Here is a 23,207-nt window from a genome sequence, read left to right as displayed (position 1 = left end):
GGGCCCGTCGCCCGAGGCGTGCGCCGCGAGCCTTCAGGCGTACTAGCGTGACGGCATGCGGATCGAGGACTACGCACTCATCGGCGACATGCAGTCGGCCGCCCTCGTCGGCCGGGACGGGTCGATCGACTGGCTGTGCCTGCCCCGTTTCGACTCCCCCGCCTGTTTCGCGGCACTGCTGGGCGAGGAGCGCAACGGCCACTGGTGGATCGGCCCGGCCGGGCCTGGGCGGCGGCTGAGCACCCGGCGCCGCTACCGCGAGAACACCCTCGTCCTGGAGACCGAGTGGGACACCGAGGGCGGCACGGTGCGGGTCACCGACTTCATGCCGCCCCGGCATGCCAACCCCGACCTGGTGCGGGTCGTCGAGTGCCTGTCCGGCAGCGTCGAGATGGGCACGCTCATCCGCATCCGCTTCGACTACGGCCGCATCGTGCCCTGGGTGCGCCGCGACAACGGGCTGCTGCAGGCCATCGGCGGGCCCGACTCGGTGTGGCTGCACTCCCCCGTGCCGCTGCAGGGCGGCGACTACGCCCACAAGGGGAACTTCCGCGTGTCGGCCGGCGACAGGCTGGCGTTCGTGTTCACCTGGCACCCCTCCCACTCACCGAAGCCGCCGAGCATCGACCCCCTGGAAGAGCTGGACGAGACCGAGGCGATCTGGCGCGAGTGGATCTCCCAGTGCACCCCGCGCACCGAGGAGCGCTGGCGCGAGGCCGTCGACCGCTCGCTGATCACGCTCAAGGCCCTCACCTACTCCCCCACCGGCGGCATCGTGGCCGCGCCCACCACCTCCCTGCCCGAGGACATCGGCGGCGTCCGCAACTGGGACTACCGCTACTGCTGGCTGCGGGACGCCACGATGACCCTCGACGCCCTGCTCGGGGCCGGCTACGTCGAGGAGGCCCGCGACTGGCGCGAGTGGCTGCTGCGCGCCATCGCCGGCCGCCCGCAGGACCTGCAGATCATGTACGGCGTGGCCGGGGAGCGCCGTCTGCCCGAGATGGAGCTGCCCTGGCTGGAGGGCTACGAGGACTCCCGGCCGGTGCGTCTCGGCAACGCCGCGGTCGACCAGCTCCAGCTCGACGTGTACGGCGAGGTGATGAACTGCCTCTACCTGGCGCGGGCCTCCGGGCTGACCTCCATCTCGCGCACCTGGGCGATCCAGCGGTCGCTGATGGAGTTCCTGGAGTCCCACTGGGACGAGCCGGACGAGGGCCTGTGGGAGGTCCGCGGGCCCCGCCGGCACTTCGTCCACTCCAAGGTGATGGCGTGGGTGGCCGCCGACCGGGTGATCCGGCAGGTCGAGCGGTTCGGCCAGAGCGGCCCGGTCGAGCGCTGGAGCGACCTGCGCGGGCGCATCCACGCCGAGATCATGGAGAAGGGCTACGACGCCGAGCGCAACACCTTCACCCAGTCCTACGGGTCGCAGGAACTGGACGCCTCGCTGCTGCTGATCCCGCAGACCGGCTTCCTGCCGCCCGACGACCCCCGCGTCACCGGGACCATCGACGCGATCGAGCGCGAGCTGATGTCGGACGGCTTCGTGCTGCGCTACCCGATCGCCCACCAGAACACCGTGGACGGCCTGACCGGCGGCGAGGGGGCGTTCCTGGCGTGCAGTTTCTGGCTGGCCGAGGCGCGGGCGATGGCCGGCCGGCGCAAGGAGGCCGTCGAGATGTTCGAGAAGCTGCTGTCCCTGCGCAACGACGTCGGGCTGCTGGCCGAAGAGTACGACCCCCGCTACGGGCGCCTGGTCGGCAACTTCCCCCAGGCCTTCAGCCACGTCCCGCTGATCCACACCGCGCACACCCTGTCGCGCCCGGGCTCCACCCCGCGCCACACCGCCCTTCTCTAGGCCGCCGCCGCGTTCCCCCGGCGGGCCGGTCTAGCGGTCCTTGGCCATGGCGGCCAGGAGGCGGGCGAAGTCGGGGGGCGGGGCGACGACCAGGCGGCGCTGGCCGTTCTGGACGACCAGGTCGGCCTGGATGCGGGTCAGCCTGCCGTGGTTCCACCAGTACACGTGCGGGCTGAGCCCGTCGTCGTGCGCCCGGTACTCGCGGTGGGCCAGCAGCCACAGCCGCTCGATGGCGCGCATCACCGACAGGCCGTCGATGGGATGGACGATCATCTCACCGGGGCGGGGAAGCGCCACGACGAGCCCGTCGGAGGAGACCACCAGGTAGTCCTGGATCTTGCGCAGGTGCACGGCGGAGCTGGCCGGCGAGCCGGACATGACGTAGGCCGCGATGCCGTCGAGGTCGACGCGCTCGGCCGTCAGCCGCTCGTCGGCGAGCACGTTGCGCCCGGCGGCCTCCAGCGCCTCGGCCGGCGGGACCGGCCAGCAGAACGCCTCCTCGGGGCGCACGGGACGCCCGGAGACGGTGAGGATCTCGATCAGGTCCGAGCCGAGGTGGCGGCCGATCAGCCGGGTGGGGTCGTCCTCCAGCCCGTCGGCGAGCACCACCCGGGTACGCAGCAGCGGACGGACCTGGGCGTAGTCGCACACATCCGGCAGGTCCTCGGGCCGGGCCACCGCCCGTGCCAGGTGCTCGGAGACCAGTACCGGCCAGTCCTCACGCGACCGCCGCGCCGCCTCGCGGCGCAGCCCGTCCAGCCGCACGCTCATCGTGCGGGGCCCGGTGAGCTCCATCGAGGAGGCCCCGGACCGCAACGCGTGGTCGTAGCCGAGGCTCTCGGCCACCAGCGTCAGCAGGGAGTCCAGGTCGGCGTCCTCGATCGAGCGCCGCGCCGCGCCGGCCCGCCGGTCCCGGTATCGCCTGAACAAGCCCACGCAAGGCTCCCAACTGCCACTGTGTTCCCCCGGTGTTCCCCCGACCTGCGCCTACAGTGCCGCAGCGGGGTCGCGGAACAGGCAAGTCAAAGAGCACGATTCGGTATCAATGACCGCGTCCGCTCCCATCCAGGCGGTGAACTGTGGTGTCCCGTGGCCGATCGGCACCCCCGCGATCATCGGCACGCCGAGCGGGGCCAGCCGGTCGACCAGCGCCGGCATCGGGTCGCCGCAGCCGACCCACGAGCCCAGCACGATGCCGAGGGCGCCGGTCAGGCACCCTGCCGAGATCAGCTGGGTCAGCATGCGGTCGACGCGGTAGGGGTCCTCGCCGATGTCCTCCAGCAGCACGATGTGCCCCTGCCCGCGCATGGCGTACGGGGTGCCGCACAGCGCCGCGAGCAACGACAGGTTGCCGCCGGTGAGCGGGCCCTCGGCGTGGCCGGGCACGATCACCTGGTCGCCGGCCACCGGGTCCGGCATGTCGCCCTCGAACAGCGAGGCGCGCAGGTGGGCCAGCGAGGACGGCTCGGGGCCCTCGGGGTCGCTCAGTGTGGCGCAGGCCGGCATCGGGCCGAAGCAGCCGGCGACGCCGAGCCGCACGGCGAACGCCTGGTGCAGCGCGGTGATGTCGCTGGACCCGAGCAGGATCTTGGGCCGGGCCGTGCCCATGACCGCCCAGTCGAGCAGGTCGAGCAGGCGGGTGGCGCCGTAGCCGCCCCGGGCGCAGATGACGGCCCGCACGCTCGGGTCGCACCACGCCTCCTGCAGGTCGGCCGCCCGGCCGGCGTCCGACCCCGCGAGGTAGCCGCGCCGGTTGAGGACTCTGGGCATGACCACCACGTCCAGGCCGATCTCGGTGAGGACCTGGCGGCCGCGCGCCAGGCGCACCGGGTCGACCGGGCCGGAGGGGGCGACGACGGCCACCCGGTCGCCGGGGTGGAGCCGGCCGGGGACCCACAGCCGTCTGTCCCTCATCGCCCGCCTCCCATACCCCGAATTCGTGCTGATTCAGGGGCGTCGAAAACCCGTGAATGGGCGGAAACCGCCACAGTTGTGAGTACGCTTACCCAGGTGACGCCATGTACCACCGACGGGCGGGGCGTGGCCGGTTCGTTCACCTCGCAAAGGGTGTCAGACTGTCCTCACTTATGCGACCCCCGACCCACATCCTGGTGGTCAACGGCATCAAGGTCCGCAGGCCGGTGTTCGTGCTCGGCGCGCCGCACTCCGGCGTGGACCTCCTCGCGCGTGCGCTGAAACGCTCGCCCGGCTTCCACCTCACGATGGGCCGGGCGGCGGTCGCCCACGTGGTCTACGCCTTCGCCCGTCGTCCCTCCATCATGCGCAGGAAGGGCGGCGGCGCCGTCCGGGTGCTGCGCGACGCCCTGGCCGAGGCCTGGCAGATCGTCCCCGGGGCGTGCGCCGAGTGCCCGGCGTCCTGCCGGGAGGCCGGGGCCGTCACCGGCGGCGGCCCGTGCGCCTCGCCCGGCGCCGTCGTCCGGTTCGGCGACGCCAACCCCGACCTGCTCTACAGCGCGCCGATACTGCTGCAGGCCTTCCCCGACGCCCGTTTCATCCAGTTCATCCGGGACGGCAGGGACGTCACCGCGGACATGCTCGCCGACCGGACCTCGATGAGCCTGTTCCGCACCAGCATGCTCAGCGACGAGACCGAGTTCCCCAACCCCTTCCTCGGGGTCAACTCCAGCGAGCACCGCGAGAAGTGGACCGCGATGGACTCGGCGGGCAAGTGCGCCCTGCGCTGGCGCAGCGCCGTGCGCCTGAGCGCCGCGCTGCGTCAGGAGATGCCGCCCGATCAGCTCCTCACGGTGCGCTACGAGGAGATGGCCCAGTCCCCGGGCGCCACGGTGGCGGCGGTGTCGGAGTTCGTCGAGAGCCGGGTCTCCAAGGTTGCGCTGTACGGCACGGGCGCGCCCAAGGTCGGCGCGTGGCGCTCCCGGCTGCGGCCCGACGACCTCGCGCTGGTCGAGAAGGTCGCCAAGGAGGAGCTCACCCGCCTCGGCTACCTGTGACCCGGCGCCCGCGGGCGCCGGGCGGCCGCGGGCGCCGGGACGGGCGCTCCAGGACCTCCTCGGACCGGCCCGCCCGCGACCGGCGGCGCTAGCGCTGGTGCTCGAACTGGGTGCTGTACAGCTCGGCGTAGGCGCCGTTCGCCGCGAGCAGGTCGTCGTGGCGGCCGCGCTCGACGACGTGGCCGTCCTCCACGACGAGGATCTCGTCGGCCTCGCGGATCGTGGACAGGCGGTGGGCGATCACCAGTGAGGTGCGGCCGGCCAGCGCCGTCTTCAGCGCCCGCTGCACCGCGGCCTCGGACTCGGAGTCCAGGTGGGCGGTGGCCTCGTCGAGCACGACGACCCGCGGGGCCTTCAGCAGCAGCCGCGCCAGCGCGATGCGCTGCTTCTCGCCGCCCGACAGCCGGTAGCCCCGGTCGCCGACGACGGTGTCCAGCCCGTCGGGCAGCCCTTCGACCAGCTCGAAGATCTGCGCCGCGCGCAGCGCCTCCCAGATCTCCTCCTCGGAGGCGCCCGGGCGGGCGTAGCGGAGGTTGGCGCCGATGGTGTCGTGGAACAGGTGGGCGTCCTGCATCACGACGCCCACCGTGTCGCGCAGCGAGGCCAGCGTGACCTCGCGCACGTCGGCGCCGTTGATGCGCACCGCGCCGCCGGTCACGTCGTACAGCCGCGACACCAGCGAGGTGATCGTGGTCTTGCCCGCGCCGGACGGCCCGACCAGCGCGATGAGCTGACCCGGCGCGGCGGTGAAGGTGACGCCCTTCAGCACCTCCTGGCTCGGGCCGGTGTCGGGCCTGGCCACCGACTCCAGGGAGGCCAGCGAGACCTCCTCGGCGGCCGGGTAGCGGAACTGGACGTCGTCGAACTCGATGGTGACCGGCCCGCCGGGCAGCGGCCGGGCGTGCGGACTCTCGGCGACCATCGGCTTCAGGTCGAGCACCTCGAACACCCGGTCGAAGCTGACCAGCGCGGTCATCACGTCGACGTGGACGTTGGACAGACTGGTCAGCGGGCCGTAGAGGCGCATGAGCATCGCGGCGAGCGCCACCAGCGTCCCGAGCGGGAAGGCGCCGTCGACCACGAGCACGCCGCCCGCCCCGTACACCAGCGCGGTGGCGAGCGCGGCGACCAGGCCGAGGGCGACGCGGAACACCGTGCCGTACATGCCGACGGTGATGCCGACGTCGCGCACACGGCCGGCCCGATCGCTGAAGTGCGAGGCCTCGTCGTCCGGCCGGCCGTACAGCTTGGCGACCATGGCGCCGGCGACGTTGAAGCGCTCTGTCATGACCGAGCTCATCTCGGCGTCGAGCTGCATCTGCTCGCGGGTCAGCCCGGACATGCGGCGCCCGACGTACCGGGCGGGGAAGATGAAGATCGGCAGCAGGATCAGGGCGACCAGCGTGACCTGCCACGACAGGATCAGCATCGCGCCGAGCACCATGATCAGGCTGACCACGTTGGACACCACGGCCGACAGCGTGCTGGTGATGGCGCGCTGGGCGCCGATGACGTCGCTGTTGAGCCGCGAGACCAGCGCGCCGGTCTGGGCGCGCATGAAGAAGGCCACCGGCATGCGCTGGACGTGGTCGAACACCTCGGTGCGCAGGTCGTAGATCAGGCCCTCGCCGATGCGCGAGGAGAACCAGCGCTGGGCCAGCCCGAGCCCGGCGTCCACCAGGGCGAGGCCGGCGATGATCAACGACAGCATGACCACGACGTCGGCCCGCCGCGGGATGATGCCGCTGTCGATGATCGACTTCAGCAGCAGCGGGTTGGCGATGACGATCACCGCGTCCAGCACGACCAGCCCGAGGAACGCGGCGATCTGCCCCCGGTAGGGCCGCGCGTACCGGGAGATGCGCGGCACCGTCCCCGGCGTGAGCCGTTCTTTGGTCACCGAGCTGTCCCGCCGCAGGGACCGCATCACCTGGGGACCGTATCCCCCGCCCATCATCGCCATCAACCGTCCGCCGATCCTCTCACCGCGCGCCCCGGGACCGGGCCTCGCCCGATCCCTCCTCCCGCCAAGCAGGAGAACCGGCCCCCCGATTCCCCGGTCAGCTCAAGGCGAACGATCACGCCTGACGGACGCCTCCGAACAGCGCTTTGATGCGTGCCCGCTGCTCGGCGCGCTCGGCCGCCGCCTGCTCCTCCAATGTGCGGCCGGACGCCCCCTGCAGCAGCCGCTTGGTCGCCGCCGCCGCGTCACGGTCGGTCGCCAGCAGGGACGTGGCCAGTTCCTTCGTCGCCGCCTGAAGCTCGTCCCCGGGGACGACCCGCTCGGCCAGGCCGAGCCGCAGCGCCTCGCCGGCCTCGACGACGCGCGCGGTCAGGCAGATCTCCACGGCGCGGGACAGGCCGACGAGATCGACCAGCGGCTTGGTGCCGGTGAGGTCGGGGACGAGCCCGAGCGCGGGCTCTTTCATGCAGAATTTGGTGTCATCGGCGATGACGCGCAGGTCACAGGCCAGGGCAAGCTGGAATCCGGCCCCGATCGCGTGCCCGTGCACGGCCGCGATGGACACGATGTCGGGACGGCGCAGCCACAGGAAGCCCTCCTGGAACTCCCTGATGCGCTGGTCGATCGTCCCGCCGTCGAGCGCGGCCGCGGACGCGAACGACCCCTGCCCCGAGACACCCTCGGGCGTGAACAGCCGCACGTCTATGCCGGCTGAGAAGGACGGCCCCTCGCCTCGGACCACGACGACGCGCACCTGCTCAGGCAACGTTGTGCCGATCTGAGCCAGAGCGGACCAGGTGGCGAACGTCTGGGCGTTCCGCCGCTCGGGCCGGTCAAGTGTGATCGTCGCGATCTCGCCGTCCACCTCGAAGCGCAGACCGATCTCCGCGAGCTGTTCGCTGTCAGGGGCTCCCTCAGCCTCGCCACGCACCCCTCCGGCGCGCGTCAGCGCTCCATGCGTGCCCGGCTCGGCATCCTCGCTCGCCGAGGTGTCCGCCGCACTCCCCCCTGTCGCCGCTTCCGCCATCGCCCGCTCCGTCCCCATGCCTCACTGTCCCGTCACGCCCGAACCCACTGCAGGTTCCAGAATGAGATTCTACCGGCGCGGGCGGGACGGGCTTCGGCTGAACGGCACGAGCGGCTGCGGTCGCGCGTATCCGAGGCGTCCGCTAGCGCTTGGACTTGCCCCGGGTGGCGCCCCCGCGCCCCCGCAGAGTCACGCCGGACTCGCTGAGGATGCGGTGGATGAACCCGTATGACCTGCCGGTCGACGCGGCGAGCGCGCGGATGCTCTCACCCGCGGCATACCGCTTCTTGAGATCGGCGGCCAGTTTTTCACGGTCGGCCCCGGTCACCCGGGTGCCCTTCTTGAGAGTCTCGGCCACGAGTACCTCCTGTAGTGCCAGACTTCCGCAGCGTTACTCACGCCATGATCAGTCATTTCAGCCGGATCGGCTACCTACTCCATGGGAAAAGATCCGTACCCGCTCAAATTAAGATCAGGCAAGTGCCACAAGATCGGAAAATTCATCGCTCCAAGCGTCTTCGACTCCGTCTGGTAGCAAGATCACCCTATCTGGTTGTAGGGCCTCAACGGCACCCTCATCATGCGTAACCAGGACAATTGCCCCAGAATAGGATCTTAGCGCTGAAAGTACTTGATCGCGGCTAACGGGATCGAGGTTGTTCGTGGGTTCGTCCAGCAACAGGACGTTGGCGCTCGACAGCACCAGCGTGGCCAGGGCCAGGCGCGTCTTCTCGCCTCCCGACAGCACGCCGGCCGGCTTGTCGGCGTCGTCCCCGGAGAACAGGAACGAGCCGAGCACCTTGCGCAGCGTCACGTCGGGCACGTCAGAGCCCGCCGAGCGCATGTTCTCCAGCACCGTGCGGCCGGCGTCCAGCGTCTCGTGCTCCTGGGCGTAGTACCCGAGCTTGAGGCCGTGGCCGGGGTGGATCTGGCCGGAGTCGGGCTTCTCCAGGCCGCCGAGCATGCGCAGCAGCGTGGTCTTGCCGGCGCCGTTCAGGCCGAGCACGACCACGCGGCTGCCCCGGTCGACGGCCGCGTCCACGTCGGTGAAGACCTCCAGCGAGCCATAGGACTTCGACAGGCCGGTGGCCGTCAGAGGCGTGCGCCCGCAGGGCGCCGGGTCGGGGAAGCGCAGCTTGGCGACCTTGTCGGAGCGCCGCTCCTCCTCCACGCCCGCGAGCAGGCGCTTGGCGCGGCGCTCCATGTCCTGGGCGGCCTTGGCCTTGGTGGCCTTGGCGCGCATGCGGTCGGCCTGCGAGAGCAGCTGGGAGGCCTGGCGCTCGGCGTTGGCGCGCTCGCGCTTCCTGCGCCGCTCGTCGCTCTCGCGCTGGGCCAAATACGTGGTCCAGCCGACGTTGTAGGTGTCGATGACGCCGCGGTTGGCGTCGAGGTGCAGGACCCGGTTGACCGTCGCTTCAAGAAGCCCGACATCGTGGCTAATAATGATCAAACCGCCCTGGTGTGATCGTAAAAAATCACGAAGCCACCCGATTGAGTCTGCATCGAGGTGGTTTGTCGGCTCGTCAAGCAGGAGAGTCTCCGCTCCGCTGAACAGGATGCGGGCCAGTTCCACCCGCCGCCGCTGGCCGCCGGACAGCGTCTGGAGCGGCTGCTTGAGCACGCGGTCGGGCAGACCCAGGCTGGAGGCGATCGAGGCCGCCTCGGCCTCCGCGGAGTACCCGCCGAGGACGTGCAGCCGGTCCTCCAGGCGGCCGTACGCGCGCACGGCGCGGTCGCGCACGCGGGAGTCGTCGGAGGCCATGCCGATCTCGGCCTGGCGCAGCTCGCGCAGCACCTCGTCCAGCCCGCGGGCCGACAGGATGCGGTCTGCGGCCAGCACCGACAGGTCTCCGGTGCGCGGGTCCTGGGGGAGGTAGCCGACGCTGCCGGTGGTGGTCACCGTGCCGGCGGCGGGCAGCCCCTCGCCGGCCAGCACCTTGGTGAGCGTGGTCTTCCCCGCGCCGTTGCGGCCCACCAGGCCGATGCGGTCGCCGGGGTTCACGCGGAAGGAGGCCCCCTCGATGAGCAGGCGGGAACCGGCGCGCAGTTCGATGTCGGACGCGATGATCATGATGAGGGAACACTCCCAGAGCGGGGAACAAGGTCGAAGAACGTGCTGACGGTGGATACCGGGAACGCGGCGGGGCCGCCACGCGGCTCGGCCCGCTTCGTGAGTGCGCCGATCAATCGGGAGTGCGCATAGGCCTAGTGTACGGGCTGCCTGCGGCGGGGTTGATGGTCCGCGCGCCCGCCGATTCCCCGGTCCGCCCAGCGGTCCGCCCACCGGGTCGCCGGACCGCCGCCTCCTTCTGAGACGGTTTCGGTGACAAGACTGGTACATGGCGGTCACGCGCCGTACTGTTCGCCCATGACGGGTTCAGTCGGCGCGGACTCCGCGAACGGGCCGGTGACGGCCGGGCGTGGCGTGCTGGAAGGCGCCTTCACCCTCCTGGACGTCCTCGAACGCACCGGCGAGGCCGGTCTGACGCGGATCGCCGCCGAGAGCGGCCTGCCCAAGGCGACGGCGTACCGCCTGCTGGAACAGCTGACCGATCTGGGCGCGGTGGAGAAGTCCGGCGGCAGGTACCGCGTCGGCGCGCGCGTGCACCGGCTGGCCGGGGCGTGGCGCGCGAGCCCGGCGCTGCGCCAGGCCGTGCAGCGTCCCCTACGGCGGTTCGCCCGGATGACCGGAGCGACGGTGGGGGTCTGCGTCCTGTCGCACGGGCACACCATGGTGATCGACGCGGTGGCCGGCGAGATGCGGCATCTGGCGCCGATCGTGCCCGGCACCTCGTCGCCGTGCTGGACGACCGCGGCCGGCAGGGTCCTGCTGGCCTGCACTCCGGTGGGCAGATCGCTGGCCCTGCCGCCGGGGAGCGGGCGCCGGGAGCTCGCGGACATCCGCGAGACGGGCGTGGCCTACGACCACGGGGAGCTCATGCCGCTCGTGCGCTGCGTGGCGGCCCCCCTCCACGACGCGGCGGGTCAGACGGTCGCGGCCCTTTACGCGCTGGTCGGAGCGTCGCATCCGCTGCCGCGGCTCGCCGACACCACCGTCCGCGTCGCCGGCGCGATCAGCACAAGCCTGTGACGGGTCCCAACGTGCGGCCGCCGCGGGAAACGCGTATATGCAAGGGGCCCTGAGCTCGCCGGGACGAACGCGAGGCCGACGGCGCGAGGGCGGAGTCGTTCGGCAGGGACGTCGCCGTGCGGCAAGCTGATGACGTGAGCGCCCACGTGCCTTCGGAGGATGTCGGAGCCCCGCGGGCGCAGGCCGGCCCCAACCCGCAGCACCTTCTGGCGACCCTGCTCGGCGAGTACCTCGACTCCTCGGAGGCGAACCTTCCGTCGGCGGCGGTGGTCGCGATGCTCGGGGAGTTCGGCATCAGCGAGTCCAGCGCGCGGGCCGCGTTGTCCCGGCTGACCAGGCGTGGCCTGATCGCCGTGCGGGGATCCGGACGGCCGCCCGTGTACCACCTCACCTCTCAGGCGATCGCCAGGCATCGCGCCCGGATGGATCATTTCCTCGGCTTCGGCGCGCGCCCGCCGCGGTGGACCGGCGACTGGGTGACCGTCTCCTTCTCGATCCCCCAGTCCGGCCAGGCCCCGCGGCACGCGGTCCGCAGGGCTCTGGGGGCGCTGGGTTTCGCCCGGCTGTACGACAGTGTGTGGATCCGGCCCGGATCCGACGCGGGTCCGGCGACCAAGGCGCTGCACGAGATCATGGACGGGGTCGACGGTGGCCGCTGGTCGGTGATGCACACCCGCTTCGACGCGGAGGCCGGCCCGCACGGCCCTGCCGCCGCCTACGATCTGGCCGGCCTCGCCTCGGCCTACGACGGTTTCATCGCGCGGTACTCGGATCTGCGGGCGGCCGTCCGCGACGGGCAGGTCGACGCGACCCGGGCGCTGGTGGCCCGCACCTCCGTCATGGATTCCTGGCGGAGGTTCCCCGACATCGACCCGGACCTCCCCGAGCACCTCCTGCCGGCACCGTGGCCCCGCCAGGCCGCCAGGGAGCTCATGCTGGAGATCCACTCCGCTCTCGGCACGCTCGCCGAGGCGCGGCTGGTCCAGGTCACGACGCCGTACTGGCCGGACGCCGCATCGTGGATCACCCACTTCCGGGCGTCGGAGAACTTCGTTTCCACCCCGGCCCGCAGGGACGGTTAAAGGAAACTTTCACTCACTCGGACGACCGGCGGCCGCCCGGATGCCGATCGCGCCAGGGGCGTTTCCGGCCCGCGCGCACACCGCCCGACCGGCTGAACGCGGTCGCTTGACACTTTTATTCGCCGCAGTGATAGTAACTGCGCATTGCCCATCGGCTCATCGCGCCTGACACGAGCGCGACCGGCAGCCGATGGTTCGCCGTATCGATCCGCGGATTCGGTCCGGCGCCGGCCGGCCCGGCGCGGCGGGAGTCGGCCGTGCCGTTGCCGGGCTCCCGCCGGCGTCCGCCGCGTATGCCACATCCGACACAGAGCGCCGTTGTCACGCCTTCGGAGGGCTAAATGAGAAAACGCTCGATCATCAGCGCGGTACTGGCGGCCGCGGTCGCCCCGATATGCGCCGGAATGGTGGCGCTCACCATGACGCCGACCGCCGTAGCGGCGGTCGGCGGTTCAGGCCCCTATCCGGCTGATTACGAGACCTCCACCGGCCTGGCCAATCACACCATTTACCGGCCCGGAACCCTCCCGTCCGAGAAACTCCCCATTTTCGTCTGGGGCAACGGAGGTTGCTCCGCCAACGGGCTCTCGCAGCAGAACTTCCTCCGCGAGATCGCCTCGTACGGGTTCCTCGCCATCGCCAGCGGCGGCCCGAACGCCTCGGGTTCGACGACGTCCCAGATGCTCACCCAGTCCATCGACTGGGCGGTCGCGGAGAACAACCGCCAGGGCAGCAAGTACTACGGCAAACTCGACACCACCAAGATCGCCGTAGGGGGCTACTCCTGCGGTGGCCTGGAGGCCTACGCCGTCTCCAACGACTCGCGTGTCATCACGACCACCATCTTCAGCAGCGGGTTGCTGAACGACTCCGACGACTACCAGCTCCGCCGGCTGACCAAGCCGATCGCCTACTTCATCGGCGGCACCAGTGACATCGCCTACCCCAACGCCATCGACGACTGGGGCAAGCTGCCGTCGGGGCTGCCCGCCTTCATGGGCAATCTGAACGTCGGCCACGGCGGCACCTACGGCCAGACCAACGGCGGCGAGTTCGGCCGCGTGGCGGTGCTGTACCTCAAGTGGCGGCTGAAGGGCGACACCACGGCCGGGGCCAACTTCGTCGGCCCCAACTGCGGCCTGTGCAACACCCAGTGGCAGGTCCAGCAGAAGAACCTCACACTCGACGGCGGCACCCCCTCTCCCTCGCCGTCACCTTCCCCCTCGCCTTCGCCGTCCCCGTCACCTTCGCCCTCCCCGTCGCCCTCTCCGTCGCCCAGCGGCGGGACCGGGGGCTGCTCGGCGGCCTACTCGGTGTCGAACCAGTGGGCCGGCGGGTTCGTCGCCTCCGTCAACGTCACCGCGGGCGGCGCCGCGATCAACGGCTGGAGGGTCGCCCTCACCCTGCCCTCCGGAGCCACGATCACGTCCATCTGGAGCGGCGTCAACTCCGGCACCAGCGGCGCCGTGACCGTCACCAACGCGAGCTACAACGGGCGGCTGTCGGCCGGGCAGAGCACCAACTTCGGGTTCCAGGGCACGGGAACCGGCGCCGGAGCCACCGTCACCTGCACCGCCACCTGATCCCGGCCCACGCTGGGCAGGGCACGTCATAGCGGCGGGCCGGGACCTCGGTCCCGGCCCGCCGTTCTGCCGGTAAGCGCTGGTCAGGGCCCTGCGCCCACCGTCGCGGACGGCGGTGACCGGGTCGCGCCCGCGAGGTCGGGCAGCGGAGCCGGACGGCGCGGCCCCTTCTACCGACGCGGACGGCGGAGGCCAGGGGATCGACCACCCGGACGCGGAAGGCGGAGGCCACGGGATCGAGCAGCCGGACGCGGACGGCGGAGGCCTGGGCTCAGCCCGCGGGGTCCAGCAAGCGGACGCGGACGGCGCGGAAGTTCTTGGGGGTGTCCTGGAGCACGGCGAGCCGCGGATCGGGCACGTCCAGGAAGGGCCCGGCCTCCAGGGCGAAGAGCGGCGCGAGCCGCCGGTCCGCGCGCAGGGCGTCCACGGCGCGCCGATCTCCCCCGAGGACGACCGCGTCCAGCGCCGCCACCCGCGGCACCAGCACCCGCGCGGCCACGTCGGCCGCCGCCTGCGACGCCTCGCCGGCCTGCTTCTCCCTGCGGCGGGCGAAGCGCTGCTGCGACCAGCCTCCGGCCGCACTGCGCCCGTGCACCAGGCGCGAGCCCACTTTGGAGGCCACCAGCCGCCGTCCCTCGAACACGCCCGCCGCGTGCCCGCCGAGCCGCACGAGCAGGACACCGATCACCCGCTCGGCCGTCGCGTGCGCGACCAGGGCCGCGAGGAGGCCCTCACCGCGAACGTCCTCCGCCTCGGCGGTGGACGTCTCGAGCGGCACATCCGCGGAGGGTGGCGCGGTGGACGTCTCGGGCGGCACACCCGCGGAGGGCGGCGCGGTGAACGGGGGAAAGGGGACGTGGAGTTCGGCGACGGCGCCGTCAGAGGCGCGCAGGCACACCACCTCGCCGCGTGGGACCGCCGTGGCCTCGTCCCGCAAGGCCGCTTCGCTCGCGCCGTGCCGCTCGGCGAACCCGCGCAGCCATCCCTCCAGGCGCTCGGGCGCGACCGACACCCATCGCCCCCCGCCTGCCGCCGGTCGTCCCGCCATGACCAGCGACAGTACAGGACGAAGGACCACGCACGCGGACGGCGAGGAACCGGCGAAGATGGGGCACCCGAAACGGGATCTTGGCTACGGGGTGTGACAGCGCTTCCGACTGTCGGTAAAGAAATCCTTCCCTCCAACAGTGGGGGAAATATCCGTGAATTCCGCCTTCCAGCGTGCCTTGAGGTGATGAAACCGCAGCACAATCCATGGGTGACGGTCCTCAGAACCTCTTCCCCGGCCGCCTCGATCCTGGCGACCGCCACCCATACCGACGCATCCCCGGGAGCCTCGATGGCCCCTCCGGCTTCACCGGGATCTCCCGGCGCCCCCTCCCCCGGCCGCCACGGAGCCGCCCCCGGCGGCCCGGAGGCGGTCCCCCCAGGACACCCCGCGCCCGCGTCCCCACATCCCGGCGCGACGCCGCCGGCGACGTACCCGGGCTTTCCGGCCTCCGGCCCCGCAGGACATCCGTCCCATCCCGGGTCCGGCACAGGTCATCCGGACTTCCCGGCGTCCGGCACCCCAGGTCATCGGGACTTCGTCACCTCCAGTTCCGCGGGTCACCGGGACTTCCCCACCTCCAACACCCCGGGGCATTCGGACTTCGTCACTTCCGGTACCGGGGGTCACCCGGGCTTCCCCACCTCCAGCCCCACGGGCTCCGGGGGCCATCCGGGCTTCTCCTCCGGACCGTCCGGACCGTCCGGACCTTCCGGGTCGTTCGGGTCGTTCCCGCCGGGGACGCCGGGAGCCCCGCGGGCCACCGCGGCCTTCTTCCCGATCGTCGATCTGGACACCGGAGGGGTGATCGCCGTCGAGGCGGCAGCCGAGGCGGCCTCCATCGGCATCACAGGGGACGTCTCGGGGACGGTCGCCGCCGCCCACGCCGCCGCCCGCGAGGAGGCGCTGCTGCCGCTGCTGCTCACCGTGCCCTCGGACGCGCTGGTCCAGGGCTCCGGAGCCCTCGCCCCCTTGCACGAGGCCATGCGCGCCACCAGCCGCCGCCCCCGCGAGGTGATCCTGGTGATCACCGGCGACGTCGCGGCGCGCGACCGGCGAGCCCTGCTGACCGGCATCGACGGCCTGCGGACCATCGGCTACCTGGTCGCCGTCGGCGGCCTCGGCACCTCGCACGTCCCGCTCGACCTGATCGCCGACGCCGCGCCGTACGCGCTGGTGCTCTCGCCCGAACTGATGGAACGGGTGCCCCGCGACGCGCGGCGCAACGCCGTCGGCGAGGCGGTGGCGCACATGGCCAAGAGCCTGGGCGTCCACGTCCTGGCTCCCCAGGTGCGCGACGAGGCGCAGCTCACGACGCTGCGCGGCTGGGGGGTGCGTCTCGCCCAGGGGCCGCTGCTGGCCCCGCTCGACTGGCGGCCCTCGCACGGCAGGGTGCACGTGCCGCTGCCGGTGCCGGCCGAGCCGCAGCCGTCGATGATCGACCTCGGGCCCCGGGTCCAGGAGTTCCTGATGCCCGCGGTGACGCTGGGCATGCACGCGACGGCGGAGGAGGTGGTGGAGGCCCTCGGCACCGAACCGTCGATCACCAGCGTCATCCTGGTCGACGAGTATCAGCGTCCACGGGGAAGCGTGGAGCGCAGCCGCTTCCTGCTGTCGATCGCCGGCCCCTACGGGCACGCGCTGCACGCCAAGAAGCCGGCGCACCGTCTGGCCGACCCGCCCCGCGTCGTGCCCAAGACCACCCCGGTCATCGCCGCCATGCAGGTGGCGGGCAAGGACTCCGCGCGGGTGTACGACGACCTGGTGGTGGTGGACGAGGTGGGCCGCTGCATGGGCGTCGTCCACGTCGGCGACCTGATCCGCCACGTCGCCGACCTCCAGCCCGCCCAGCGCTGACCGGGGCCGCCGCCTTTACGTTGTAGATTTCCGCGCCTGCGAGGGCGTCCCAGGACACGCCCTCAGGGCCGGAGGCAGGCGGGCCCCAGATGTGAAGGAGTCCTTACGGCTGCCCGCCGTCTGGTGACCTTGGTCGGACCCGTCGCAGGGCCGCCTTGAGCAGAGCCGGGGCCGGCCGCCGGCGGTTGTCCGCGAGGTGGGTCATGCTGATTTCGGGGAGCGGGGCGCGGTAAACCGGCCGCGACGCCCGCACGTCCCACAAAGATCACTACCACTATCCAGTTATGGAGAGCGACCGCGTGGGCCAGCCCCCCTATCCTCCGAACCAGCCGCCCTACGGCCACCCGCAGCAGCCGTACCACGATCAGCAGTACCCGCCGCAGTATCAAGGGCAGCAGTACCCACCGCCGCCACCCGGGCCGCGCAAGATCGTGACCAAACAGCGTGGTCTGTCCGCCGGGTCACACACGCTGCACCTGGTACTGACCATCCTCACCTGTGGCTTATGGGGCCTGTTCGTGTGGCTCCCACTGTGGATCTTCCGAATGATCGTCCGCCGCAAGCAGGTGACGAAGTACCACTACTGATCCGCTCGAACGCCTCCCCGCGCCGGCATGCGCAGGAGAACGGCCTCGTACGGCCGAAGCCGTCACCCGCGATCGCGATCCGGTGGCCTGGCCCGTCCGGGCGCTGTGCGGCGGGGAGGTCACGGCACGACTGCGTGGGCGGCGCGGCGTTGCGCCTTCAGCCCCACTGGTAGCGGGTCTCGGACGACTCGCTACCGGTGGCGAAGGCGAAGCCCTTGTCCGGCTGGAGCCGGTAGAGGCGGACATCGCCGGTCCGGACGGCGTCGCCCAGGTGGTACCAGGTTCCGTCCTCGCGGGTGAGCTGCCAGCCATAGGCCTGTTCGAAGGCGGTCGCCACGGCGTCCCTGGTGGCCTGGTCGGTGACCAGGCTCGCGGTGCCTTCGATGACGTAGTCCACGCCGGTCAGGGTGCCGGTTCCGGCGGTCAGCGCGCAGTGCCGGTTGGCGCTGAGATTTTTGGCCTTCTGTTCGTTCTCGCCGGTGGTGAACCACATCGCGCCCAGCGTCCACACCGCCAGCAACGGTGTCACGTGCGGGCGGCCATCCCGGCGCACGGTGCACAGCTGGAATTTCTGGATCCGGCGCAGTGCCCACTCCGTCTCCTCCCACGGCGTCGGGCAGGCGCCGGGCGAGGAGAACGGACCGAGGCCGGTCTGCGGCGCGGTCGAGTCGCCGACTGTGTGAGCGGACATGATTCTCTCCTTCTGATCGTCGTGAATCCCATCCCGGCACAGCCGCAGGAAACGCTCAGCGGGTCCCGGCGAGATGGTCGGCCAGAATGGCGGTGACCGACAGGGCGGTGTCGAAGTTCGGGACGAGCCGGGTTTTCGTCAGCGCGAAGGCGACCCCCCGCACGGGGTCGGCGTAGGCGTAGCTTCCGCCTCCGCCCGGCCATCCGAATGCCACGGAGTTCTCCTCGGCGGGGGCGCCGATCCTGCCGATCGGGAAGCCCAGCGCCATCCGCGAGGGATTGCCGAAAACCCGGTCCGTCCCCTCGAACGCGAGCGCGGACAGGTCCGCCGGCCGCGCGGAGTCCAGGAGTTCGCCCTGCAGCACGGCGTTGAACATCGCGGCGAGGCCGTGAGCGGTGGCGCTGGCCACTGATGGAATGTCGGCGCGCAGGATCTCCTCGTCGTTGCCGAAGCCGGCACTGGGCCGGCTTTCCCAGGGTGCGAGGATCGCAGCATCCTCGTCCGGGCCGGCAGGCCATTGCCGCGTCTGCTGCTCCAGGCGTGCCAGCCCCGCGAGCGACTCCTTGGGAGCGGCGAAGTAGAGCTGCCCCTCGATAGCGAGCGGCGCGGTGATCCACTCACGGAGCAGCGCGCGCATGGGCCGCCCGGTCGCGCGGCGGGCCAGTTCGCCGACGAGATGGCCGAAGGTGTACGAGTGATAGCCGACGGCGGTGCCCGGCGGCCAGCGCGGCTCGGCGGCGGCCAGCGCCTCACACACCCTTGCCCAGTCGGGAAGCTCGCGCGGGGTGATCTGTCGCGGCATGGCCGGAAGGCCGACGGTGTGGGTCAGCACGTGCCGCAGTGTCGCCGTGGCCTTGCCGTGCACGCCGAACTCGGGCCACAGGTCCGTGACCAGGGTGTCGTAATCGATGAGACCACCCTCTACGAGCAGATGCGCCAGCACGGCCGCCACGTTCTTGCCGGTGGAGAAACTGAAGATCGGCGTTCCGGAGGTGAGCGGCCTCCCGGTGGCCGGGTCGGCCGTACCGGCCACCGCGTCGACGATCAGCGCGCCATGGTGATAGACGGCGACCTGCACACCGGTCTCCGCGCCGGTCTCGATCAGCGTGTCGATATGACGCTGGATCCGGTCCTGTATCCCACTCGTCGCCATCGCCGTCACCTCCCCCGCAGCGCGGAGGAATCACCTCTCCGGTCCGGCGGAATGTGAGGTGCCGCCCATCCGTGCCCTCCGCCAGGCATGCCGACTCGGCCGTCGTGGTCCCGTCCAGACGCGTGGCGCGCGTTCGCCATGCGGCACCCGAACGTCGATCATTCCTGAAGCGGTGCGGGGCGAGCATGTTCCCCCTCGCCCGGGGAATGTCGGGGCGCATCGATCATCGCCCTTCGGGGCTCGTGGGTGAGGGGTGGCGGTTTTAGAATGGCGTCGATGAACGAGCCGAAGCGCCGCAGGCCGCCCGTGTCGCGCAGGCGCCCGGGCCGTCGTGAGCTGTTCGTGGTGTCCCTGTCATGGCTTGGGACGGTGTAGGTGAGCTTCGCGCGGTCCTATCGGCCGGCCGAGGGCGACGCGGTCACCCTCGGCGTCGAGGAGGAGTTCCTGGTCGTCGACGCCCTGGACGGCCGCCCCGTCCCCGGCAACGCACGACTGCTGGACGTACTCGACAGACCGCGGGCCGGCGAGCCCGCGCACGTGGCCGACCGGCACGCCGAGCAGGCCGCGGCGACCGGCTCAGGCGCCCCCGCGACGGCGGGTACGGGCGCCGGGCCGGCGGGGTCGGCGACCGGGTTCGAGGCCGAGTTGCTGGCGTCCATGATCGAGACGGTGTCCCCCGTGCGGACGGACCTGGGCGGGCTTCGCGAGGTGCTGGCCGGGGGCCGGGCCCGGCTGGGACGCGCCGCGGCCGAGGCGGGCCTGCGCGTCCTGGCCATCGGTTCTCCGGTCACCCCTCCGGCCGTTCCCCGCACCGTGTCGGCGAAGGCGCGGTACGGCGAGCTGCGCGACCTGTACGGACTGATCGTCACCCAGCAGGAGACGTGCGGGTTGCACGTCCATGTGGGCGTGGCCGACCGTGAGATGGCGGTGGCGGTGGTCAACCGGCTCAGGCCCTGGCTGCCGACCCTGCTCGCGATCTCCGCGAACTCCCCGTTCTGCGACGGCGCCGACACCGGCTACGCGAGTTGGCGCACCGTCGCGCTGTCCCGCTGGCCCGCCACCGACATCCCCCCGCACTTCTCCAGTGCCGCGCACTACGACCAGGTGACGGCCATGCTGCACCGCAGCGGCGCGCTGGTCCCCTCAGCGCATCCGTACTGGCTGGCCAGGCCGTCGGCGCGGTTCCCGACCGTCGAGATCAGGGCCGCGGACGTCGCCGCCACCGTGGACGAGGCGGTGCTCCAGGCCGCTCTGTCGCGCGCGCTGGTGCGCACCGCCTGCGCCGAGCTGGCGGCGGGCGCGGACACCGCCGACCCCGGCGACACCGAGATCCTGCGGGCCGCCCTGTGGTCCGCCGCCCGCTTCGGGCTGAACGGCGACGGCGTGCATCCGAAGACGGGCGGCGGGGTGCCCGCCACCGCGCTCGTGGACGAGATGCTCGACCGCATCCGTCCCGCGCTGCGGGAGACCGGCGACGAGGAGGAGGTCGACCGGCTTCTGACCGCACTGGCCCGCACGGGCACCGGTGCCGAACGCCAGCGCGCCCTGCTCGCTCCGGACACCGGCCGGGCCGGCGCGGCACGCCTGATCGAGGCGTTCGACGTCGCCACCGCGAGCCTCTGATCCGGCCGGCACGACCACACCGCGTGCCGGCGTAGCCGACGGACCACATGCGACGATGGGGCGTTTCCGGCGGCGCGGCGGAGGTCATCCCCGGGCCGGGATGGTGAAGCCGCCGAGAGGTCCCGAGTAGCGCTTGGGCGGAGGCGGCGCGTACTCGCCGCGGGCGCTCGTGCGCAGCCCAAGGCGGACCAGCGACTCGACGAGGGTGGTGGCGGCGGTCACGCCGTCGATGACCGGGACGCCGAGGCGGCCGGAGATCTCAGCGCAGAACGCCGCCATCCCGGCGCAGCCGAGCACCACCGCGTCACTGCCGTCCGCTTCGAGGGCGGCGGCGCACAGCCTGGCCACCACCTCGCGGGCGTCGCCGTCAGGGCGATCCAGATCGAGCACGGGGATGTCGCAGGCGTGCACGCCGCGGCAGGCGGCGGCGAAGCCGTACCTGTGGGCGAGGTCCCAGGCGCGGCCCGCCGTCCTGGACAGGGTGGTCACCACGCTGAAGCCGCGTCCGACGAGGGTCGCGACGTGCATGGCGGCCTCGGCGATCCCCACGACGGGGCCGGCCGCCAGCTCGCGCGCCGCGTCCAGGCCGGGGTCGCCGAAGCAGGCGATGACGTACCCGTCGGTCCCGTCCCGCTCACCGGCCGCGACCTCGGTGAGCAGCCCGGGAACGGCGAGCGCCTCGTCGTAGTGGCTCTCGATCGACTCGGGGCCCATGGCCGGGCTCACGGCCACGATCGTCGTGCCCGGCCCCGCCACCGCCCGGGCGCAACGGCCGATCGACTCGGTCATGGCCTGGGCGGTGTTGGGGTTGATCACCCGGATGCGGGTCACGGGCCGGCCGGAGTCGCGCCCTCCGGGACGGCCGCTCGCGCGGCGACCCCGTCGGAGGCGGCGGCCAGGTCGCGGTCCAGGCCGGTGATGCGGGGCGAGACCCGCTCGAACGCGACCAGCGCCACGAAGCCCAGCCCGCAGCCGATGAACCAGCTGTAGTCGGCGATCCAGGTCAGGTCGATCGTGGTCAGACCGAGGTCGAGCAGCAGCTTGGGGGCCAGCACCGAGGCGATGGCCGGCACGCCCGCGGCCACGGTCGCCCAGACCGCGTTGGGGTTGTACCCCCCGCGGAACCAGTAGCGGCCGCCCCGGTCGAGGGTGAACAGCTCGTCCACCCACACCCGCTGCCGCGAGCACACGTAGTAGCCGGCGATCAGGATGCCGAACAGCGGGCCGATGAGGGCTCCGAGCAGGCCGAGCGTGTAGTGGATGGCGTCGGGGTTGCCGTACCAGTTCCAGGGCGTGAGCAGCACCGACCCGACCGCCGCGATCATGCCGCCGGTACGCCAGCTGATCCGCCTGGGGTTGACGTTGGAGAAGTCGAACGCCGGGGAGATGAAGTTGGCGACGATGTTGATGCCGACCGTCGCGATGACGAAGGTCAGCCCGCCGAGCAGGATGGCGAACGGCGTGTCGATGCGCTGGACAGTGTGGATGGGGTCGGTGATGAGCTCGCCGAACACCGGCACCGTGGCCGAGGCGGTGATCACCGTCAGGATGGAGAAGAAGAGGAAGTTGACCGGGAGCCCCAGCAGATTGCCCCGCTTCACCGCGGCGAACGAGCGTCCGTACCGGGAGAAGTCCCCGAAGTTGAGCATCGGCCCGGAGAAGTAGGAGACGACCAGGGCGATGGCGCCCAGCATGACCGGGAACGACTCGCCGAAGCCGAGCACCTCACCCTGGGAGAGGTCGAGGCTGATGTTGCGCCATCCAGCCCGGCTCACCAGGTAGACGGCCAGGACCAGCATGACCACGTACACGGCGGGCCCGGCCCAGTCGATGAACCGGCGGATGGCCTCCATGCCCTTCCAGAAGACCGCCGCCTGCGCCACCCAGAGGATGGCGTAGCAGATGTACCCGAGCGCGGGCAGCCCCAGGAACCCGTACTCGCGCACGTCGTTCAGGGCCGCCGTGGCAGGCCAGAACTTCAGGAAGATGATGATGAGCGCCTGTGAAGCTAGGTAGGTCTGCACGCCGTACCAGGCGATGGCGATGAGTCCCCGGACGACGGCCGGGATGTTCGCGCCCAGCACGCCGAAGATCGCCCGGTTGATGACCGGGTACGGCACGCCGGTCATCTGGCTGGGCTTGGCCACCAGGTTGCAGAAGACGTTGACGATGACGATGCCCGCCACGAGCGCGAACAGCACCTGCCAGCTCGCCAGGCCCAGGGCGAACAGGCTGCCCGCGGTGACGTAGCCGCCAACGCTGTGCACGTCCGACATCCAGAAGGCGAAGATGTTGTAGGAGGACCAGTTCTGGTGGCGCAGCGGGGCCAGGTCCTCGTTGGCCAGCCGGGGATCGTAGCCGGGCTTGACCAGGCCACCGGCCGGGGCGTCCTCGCCGGAGGCCGCCGGGACGGTCGTTGTGGTGGCGGTAGTGGTGACCATGTCGGGTGCGTGGCTCGGTGGGGGTGACACACTGGATTCGGTCATTTCGCATCCCTGGGCGAAAAGGTGCGGTGGACGGACATGTCCTGATCAGGGACCGGCAGTGCAGTGCGCGCACGCGTACGGTCGAGAGAGACCCTCGACCGACACCGTCAACCTATTACTTGGCGCCCGGCGGCGAATTTCGCCGGTGTTAATCCCTTATGACAGGGGCGAAATGGCGCCCATACT

General features: G+C 71.6%; 19 protein-coding genes. 8 read left to right on the top strand and 11 right to left on the bottom strand.

Going from position 1 to position 23,207, the window contains the following annotated elements:
- Positions 1–55: 55 nt before the first annotated feature.
- Positions 56–1,858 carry a glycoside hydrolase family 15 protein gene (locus ABZU32_RS36895; RefSeq protein WP_354930347.1) on the top strand — a complete coding sequence of 601 codons (1,803 nt, stop codon included), beginning with the start codon at positions 56–58 and terminating at the stop codon, positions 1,856–1,858.
- Between the two features lie 30 nt (positions 1,859–1,888).
- Here ABZU32_RS36895 and ABZU32_RS36890 read toward each other — a convergent pair whose 3' ends face one another.
- Both ABZU32_RS36890 and ABZU32_RS36885 read right to left on the bottom strand, forming a co-directional pair.
- Positions 1,889–2,794, bottom strand: coding sequence for a hypothetical protein (locus tag ABZU32_RS36890; protein ID WP_354930344.1), 906 nt, complete (start codon positions 2,792–2,794; stop codon positions 1,889–1,891).
- A gap of 51 nt (positions 2,795–2,845) precedes the next feature.
- Positions 2,846–3,772: an LD-carboxypeptidase gene (locus tag ABZU32_RS36885; protein ID WP_354930341.1), complete on the bottom strand. Its 927-nt coding sequence runs from the start codon at positions 3,770–3,772 to the stop codon at positions 2,846–2,848.
- A 173-nt stretch (positions 3,773–3,945) separates the two neighbouring features.
- On the opposite strand from ABZU32_RS36885, the gene ABZU32_RS36880 reads away from it, so the two are divergent.
- A complete protein-coding gene (locus ABZU32_RS36880) occupies positions 3,946–4,830 on the top strand; it encodes a sulfotransferase (RefSeq protein ID WP_354930338.1) in 885 nt (294 codons plus the stop codon).
- Between the two features lie 88 nt (positions 4,831–4,918).
- Here ABZU32_RS36880 and ABZU32_RS36875 read toward each other — a convergent pair whose 3' ends face one another.
- The 4 genes from ABZU32_RS36875 to ABZU32_RS36860 form a co-directional block, all read right to left on the bottom strand.
- Positions 4,919–6,793: an ABC transporter ATP-binding protein gene (locus ABZU32_RS36875; protein ID WP_354930335.1), complete on the bottom strand. Its 1,875-nt coding sequence runs from the start codon at positions 6,791–6,793 to the stop codon at positions 4,919–4,921.
- 115 nt (positions 6,794–6,908) lie between these two features.
- A complete protein-coding gene (locus ABZU32_RS36870) occupies positions 6,909–7,820 on the bottom strand; it encodes an enoyl-CoA hydratase/isomerase family protein (protein ID WP_354930332.1) in 912 nt (303 codons plus the stop codon).
- A gap of 142 nt (positions 7,821–7,962) precedes the next feature.
- Entirely contained in the window at positions 7,963–8,178 is a 216-nt protein-coding gene (locus ABZU32_RS36865; RefSeq protein ID WP_093173121.1) for a helix-turn-helix domain-containing protein, read from the bottom strand.
- 114 nt (positions 8,179–8,292) lie between these two features.
- Entirely contained in the window at positions 8,293–9,891 is a 1,599-nt protein-coding gene (locus ABZU32_RS36860) for an ABC-F family ATP-binding cassette domain-containing protein (protein WP_354845030.1), read from the bottom strand.
- Between the two features lie 297 nt (positions 9,892–10,188).
- Here ABZU32_RS36860 and ABZU32_RS36855 point away from each other — a divergent pair, with 297 nt between their 5' ends.
- The 3 genes from ABZU32_RS36855 to ABZU32_RS36845 all read left to right on the top strand — a co-directional run bounded on the left by ABZU32_RS36855 (position 10,189) and on the right by ABZU32_RS36845 (position 13,576).
- Complete coding sequence (locus ABZU32_RS36855; RefSeq protein WP_354930329.1) at positions 10,189–10,911, top strand: helix-turn-helix domain-containing protein; 723 nt, start codon at positions 10,189–10,191, stop codon at positions 10,909–10,911.
- A 134-nt stretch (positions 10,912–11,045) separates the two neighbouring features.
- The gene (locus ABZU32_RS36850) at positions 11,046–11,993 is read left to right on the top strand and encodes a PaaX family transcriptional regulator C-terminal domain-containing protein (RefSeq protein ID WP_354930326.1); all 948 of its coding nucleotides are present in this window, start codon (positions 11,046–11,048) and stop codon (positions 11,991–11,993) included.
- Positions 11,994–12,334: 341 nt separating this feature from the next.
- Positions 12,335–13,576, top strand: coding sequence for a cellulose binding domain-containing protein (locus ABZU32_RS36845; protein WP_354930323.1), 1,242 nt, complete (start codon positions 12,335–12,337; stop codon positions 13,574–13,576).
- A 271-nt stretch (positions 13,577–13,847) separates the two neighbouring features.
- Here the strand turns inward: ABZU32_RS36845 and ABZU32_RS36840 are convergent, their stop codons facing one another.
- Entirely contained in the window at positions 13,848–14,624 is a 777-nt protein-coding gene (locus ABZU32_RS36840; protein WP_354930320.1) for an acVLRF1 family peptidyl-tRNA hydrolase, read from the bottom strand.
- A gap of 804 nt (positions 14,625–15,428) precedes the next feature.
- Here ABZU32_RS36840 and ABZU32_RS36835 point away from each other — a divergent pair.
- Together ABZU32_RS36835 and ABZU32_RS36830 are read left to right on the top strand one after the other, a co-directional pair.
- Positions 15,429–16,481 (top strand): EAL domain-containing protein, encoded by a 1,053-nt coding sequence (locus ABZU32_RS36835; RefSeq protein WP_354930317.1) that lies wholly within the window; start codon positions 15,429–15,431, stop codon positions 16,479–16,481.
- A 284-nt stretch (positions 16,482–16,765) separates the two neighbouring features.
- On the top strand, positions 16,766–17,068 hold the full coding sequence (locus ABZU32_RS36830; protein WP_354930314.1) for a hypothetical protein: 303 nt from the start codon (positions 16,766–16,768) through the stop codon (positions 17,066–17,068).
- 157 nt (positions 17,069–17,225) lie between these two features.
- Here the strand turns inward: ABZU32_RS36830 and ABZU32_RS36825 are convergent, their stop codons facing one another.
- Together ABZU32_RS36825 and ABZU32_RS36820 are read right to left on the bottom strand one after the other, a co-directional pair.
- Positions 17,226–17,759 carry a pyridoxamine 5'-phosphate oxidase family protein gene (locus ABZU32_RS36825; RefSeq protein ID WP_354930311.1) on the bottom strand — a complete coding sequence of 178 codons (534 nt, stop codon included), beginning with the start codon at positions 17,757–17,759 and terminating at the stop codon, positions 17,226–17,228.
- 55 nt (positions 17,760–17,814) lie between these two features.
- Positions 17,815–18,912 (bottom strand): serine hydrolase domain-containing protein, encoded by a 1,098-nt coding sequence (locus ABZU32_RS36820; protein WP_354930308.1) that lies wholly within the window; start codon positions 18,910–18,912, stop codon positions 17,815–17,817.
- Positions 18,913–19,287: 375 nt separating this feature from the next.
- On the opposite strand from ABZU32_RS36820, the gene ABZU32_RS36815 reads away from it, so the two are divergent.
- Positions 19,288–20,535, top strand: coding sequence for a glutamate--cysteine ligase (locus tag ABZU32_RS36815; RefSeq protein WP_354930305.1), 1,248 nt, complete (start codon positions 19,288–19,290; stop codon positions 20,533–20,535).
- 84 nt (positions 20,536–20,619) lie between these two features.
- On the opposite strand, the gene ABZU32_RS36810 is transcribed toward ABZU32_RS36815, so the two are convergent.
- Both ABZU32_RS36810 and ABZU32_RS36805 read right to left on the bottom strand, forming a co-directional pair.
- Complete coding sequence (locus tag ABZU32_RS36810) at positions 20,620–21,366, bottom strand: aspartate/glutamate racemase family protein (protein WP_354930302.1); 747 nt, start codon at positions 21,364–21,366, stop codon at positions 20,620–20,622.
- A complete protein-coding gene (locus ABZU32_RS36805; protein ID WP_354930299.1) occupies positions 21,363–23,021 on the bottom strand; it encodes an NCS1 family nucleobase:cation symporter-1 in 1,659 nt (552 codons plus the stop codon). Before ABZU32_RS36805 ends, ABZU32_RS36810 begins: the two co-directional genes overlap by 4 nt.
- Positions 23,022–23,207 lie beyond the last annotated feature (186 nt).

The sequence above is a fragment of the Sphaerisporangium sp. NPDC005288 genome, from assembly GCF_040607475.1.
Classification (GTDB): domain Bacteria; phylum Actinomycetota; class Actinomycetes; order Streptosporangiales; family Streptosporangiaceae; genus Sphaerisporangium; species Sphaerisporangium rhizosphaerae.
This window is presented reverse-complemented; position numbering and strand designations above follow the sequence as displayed.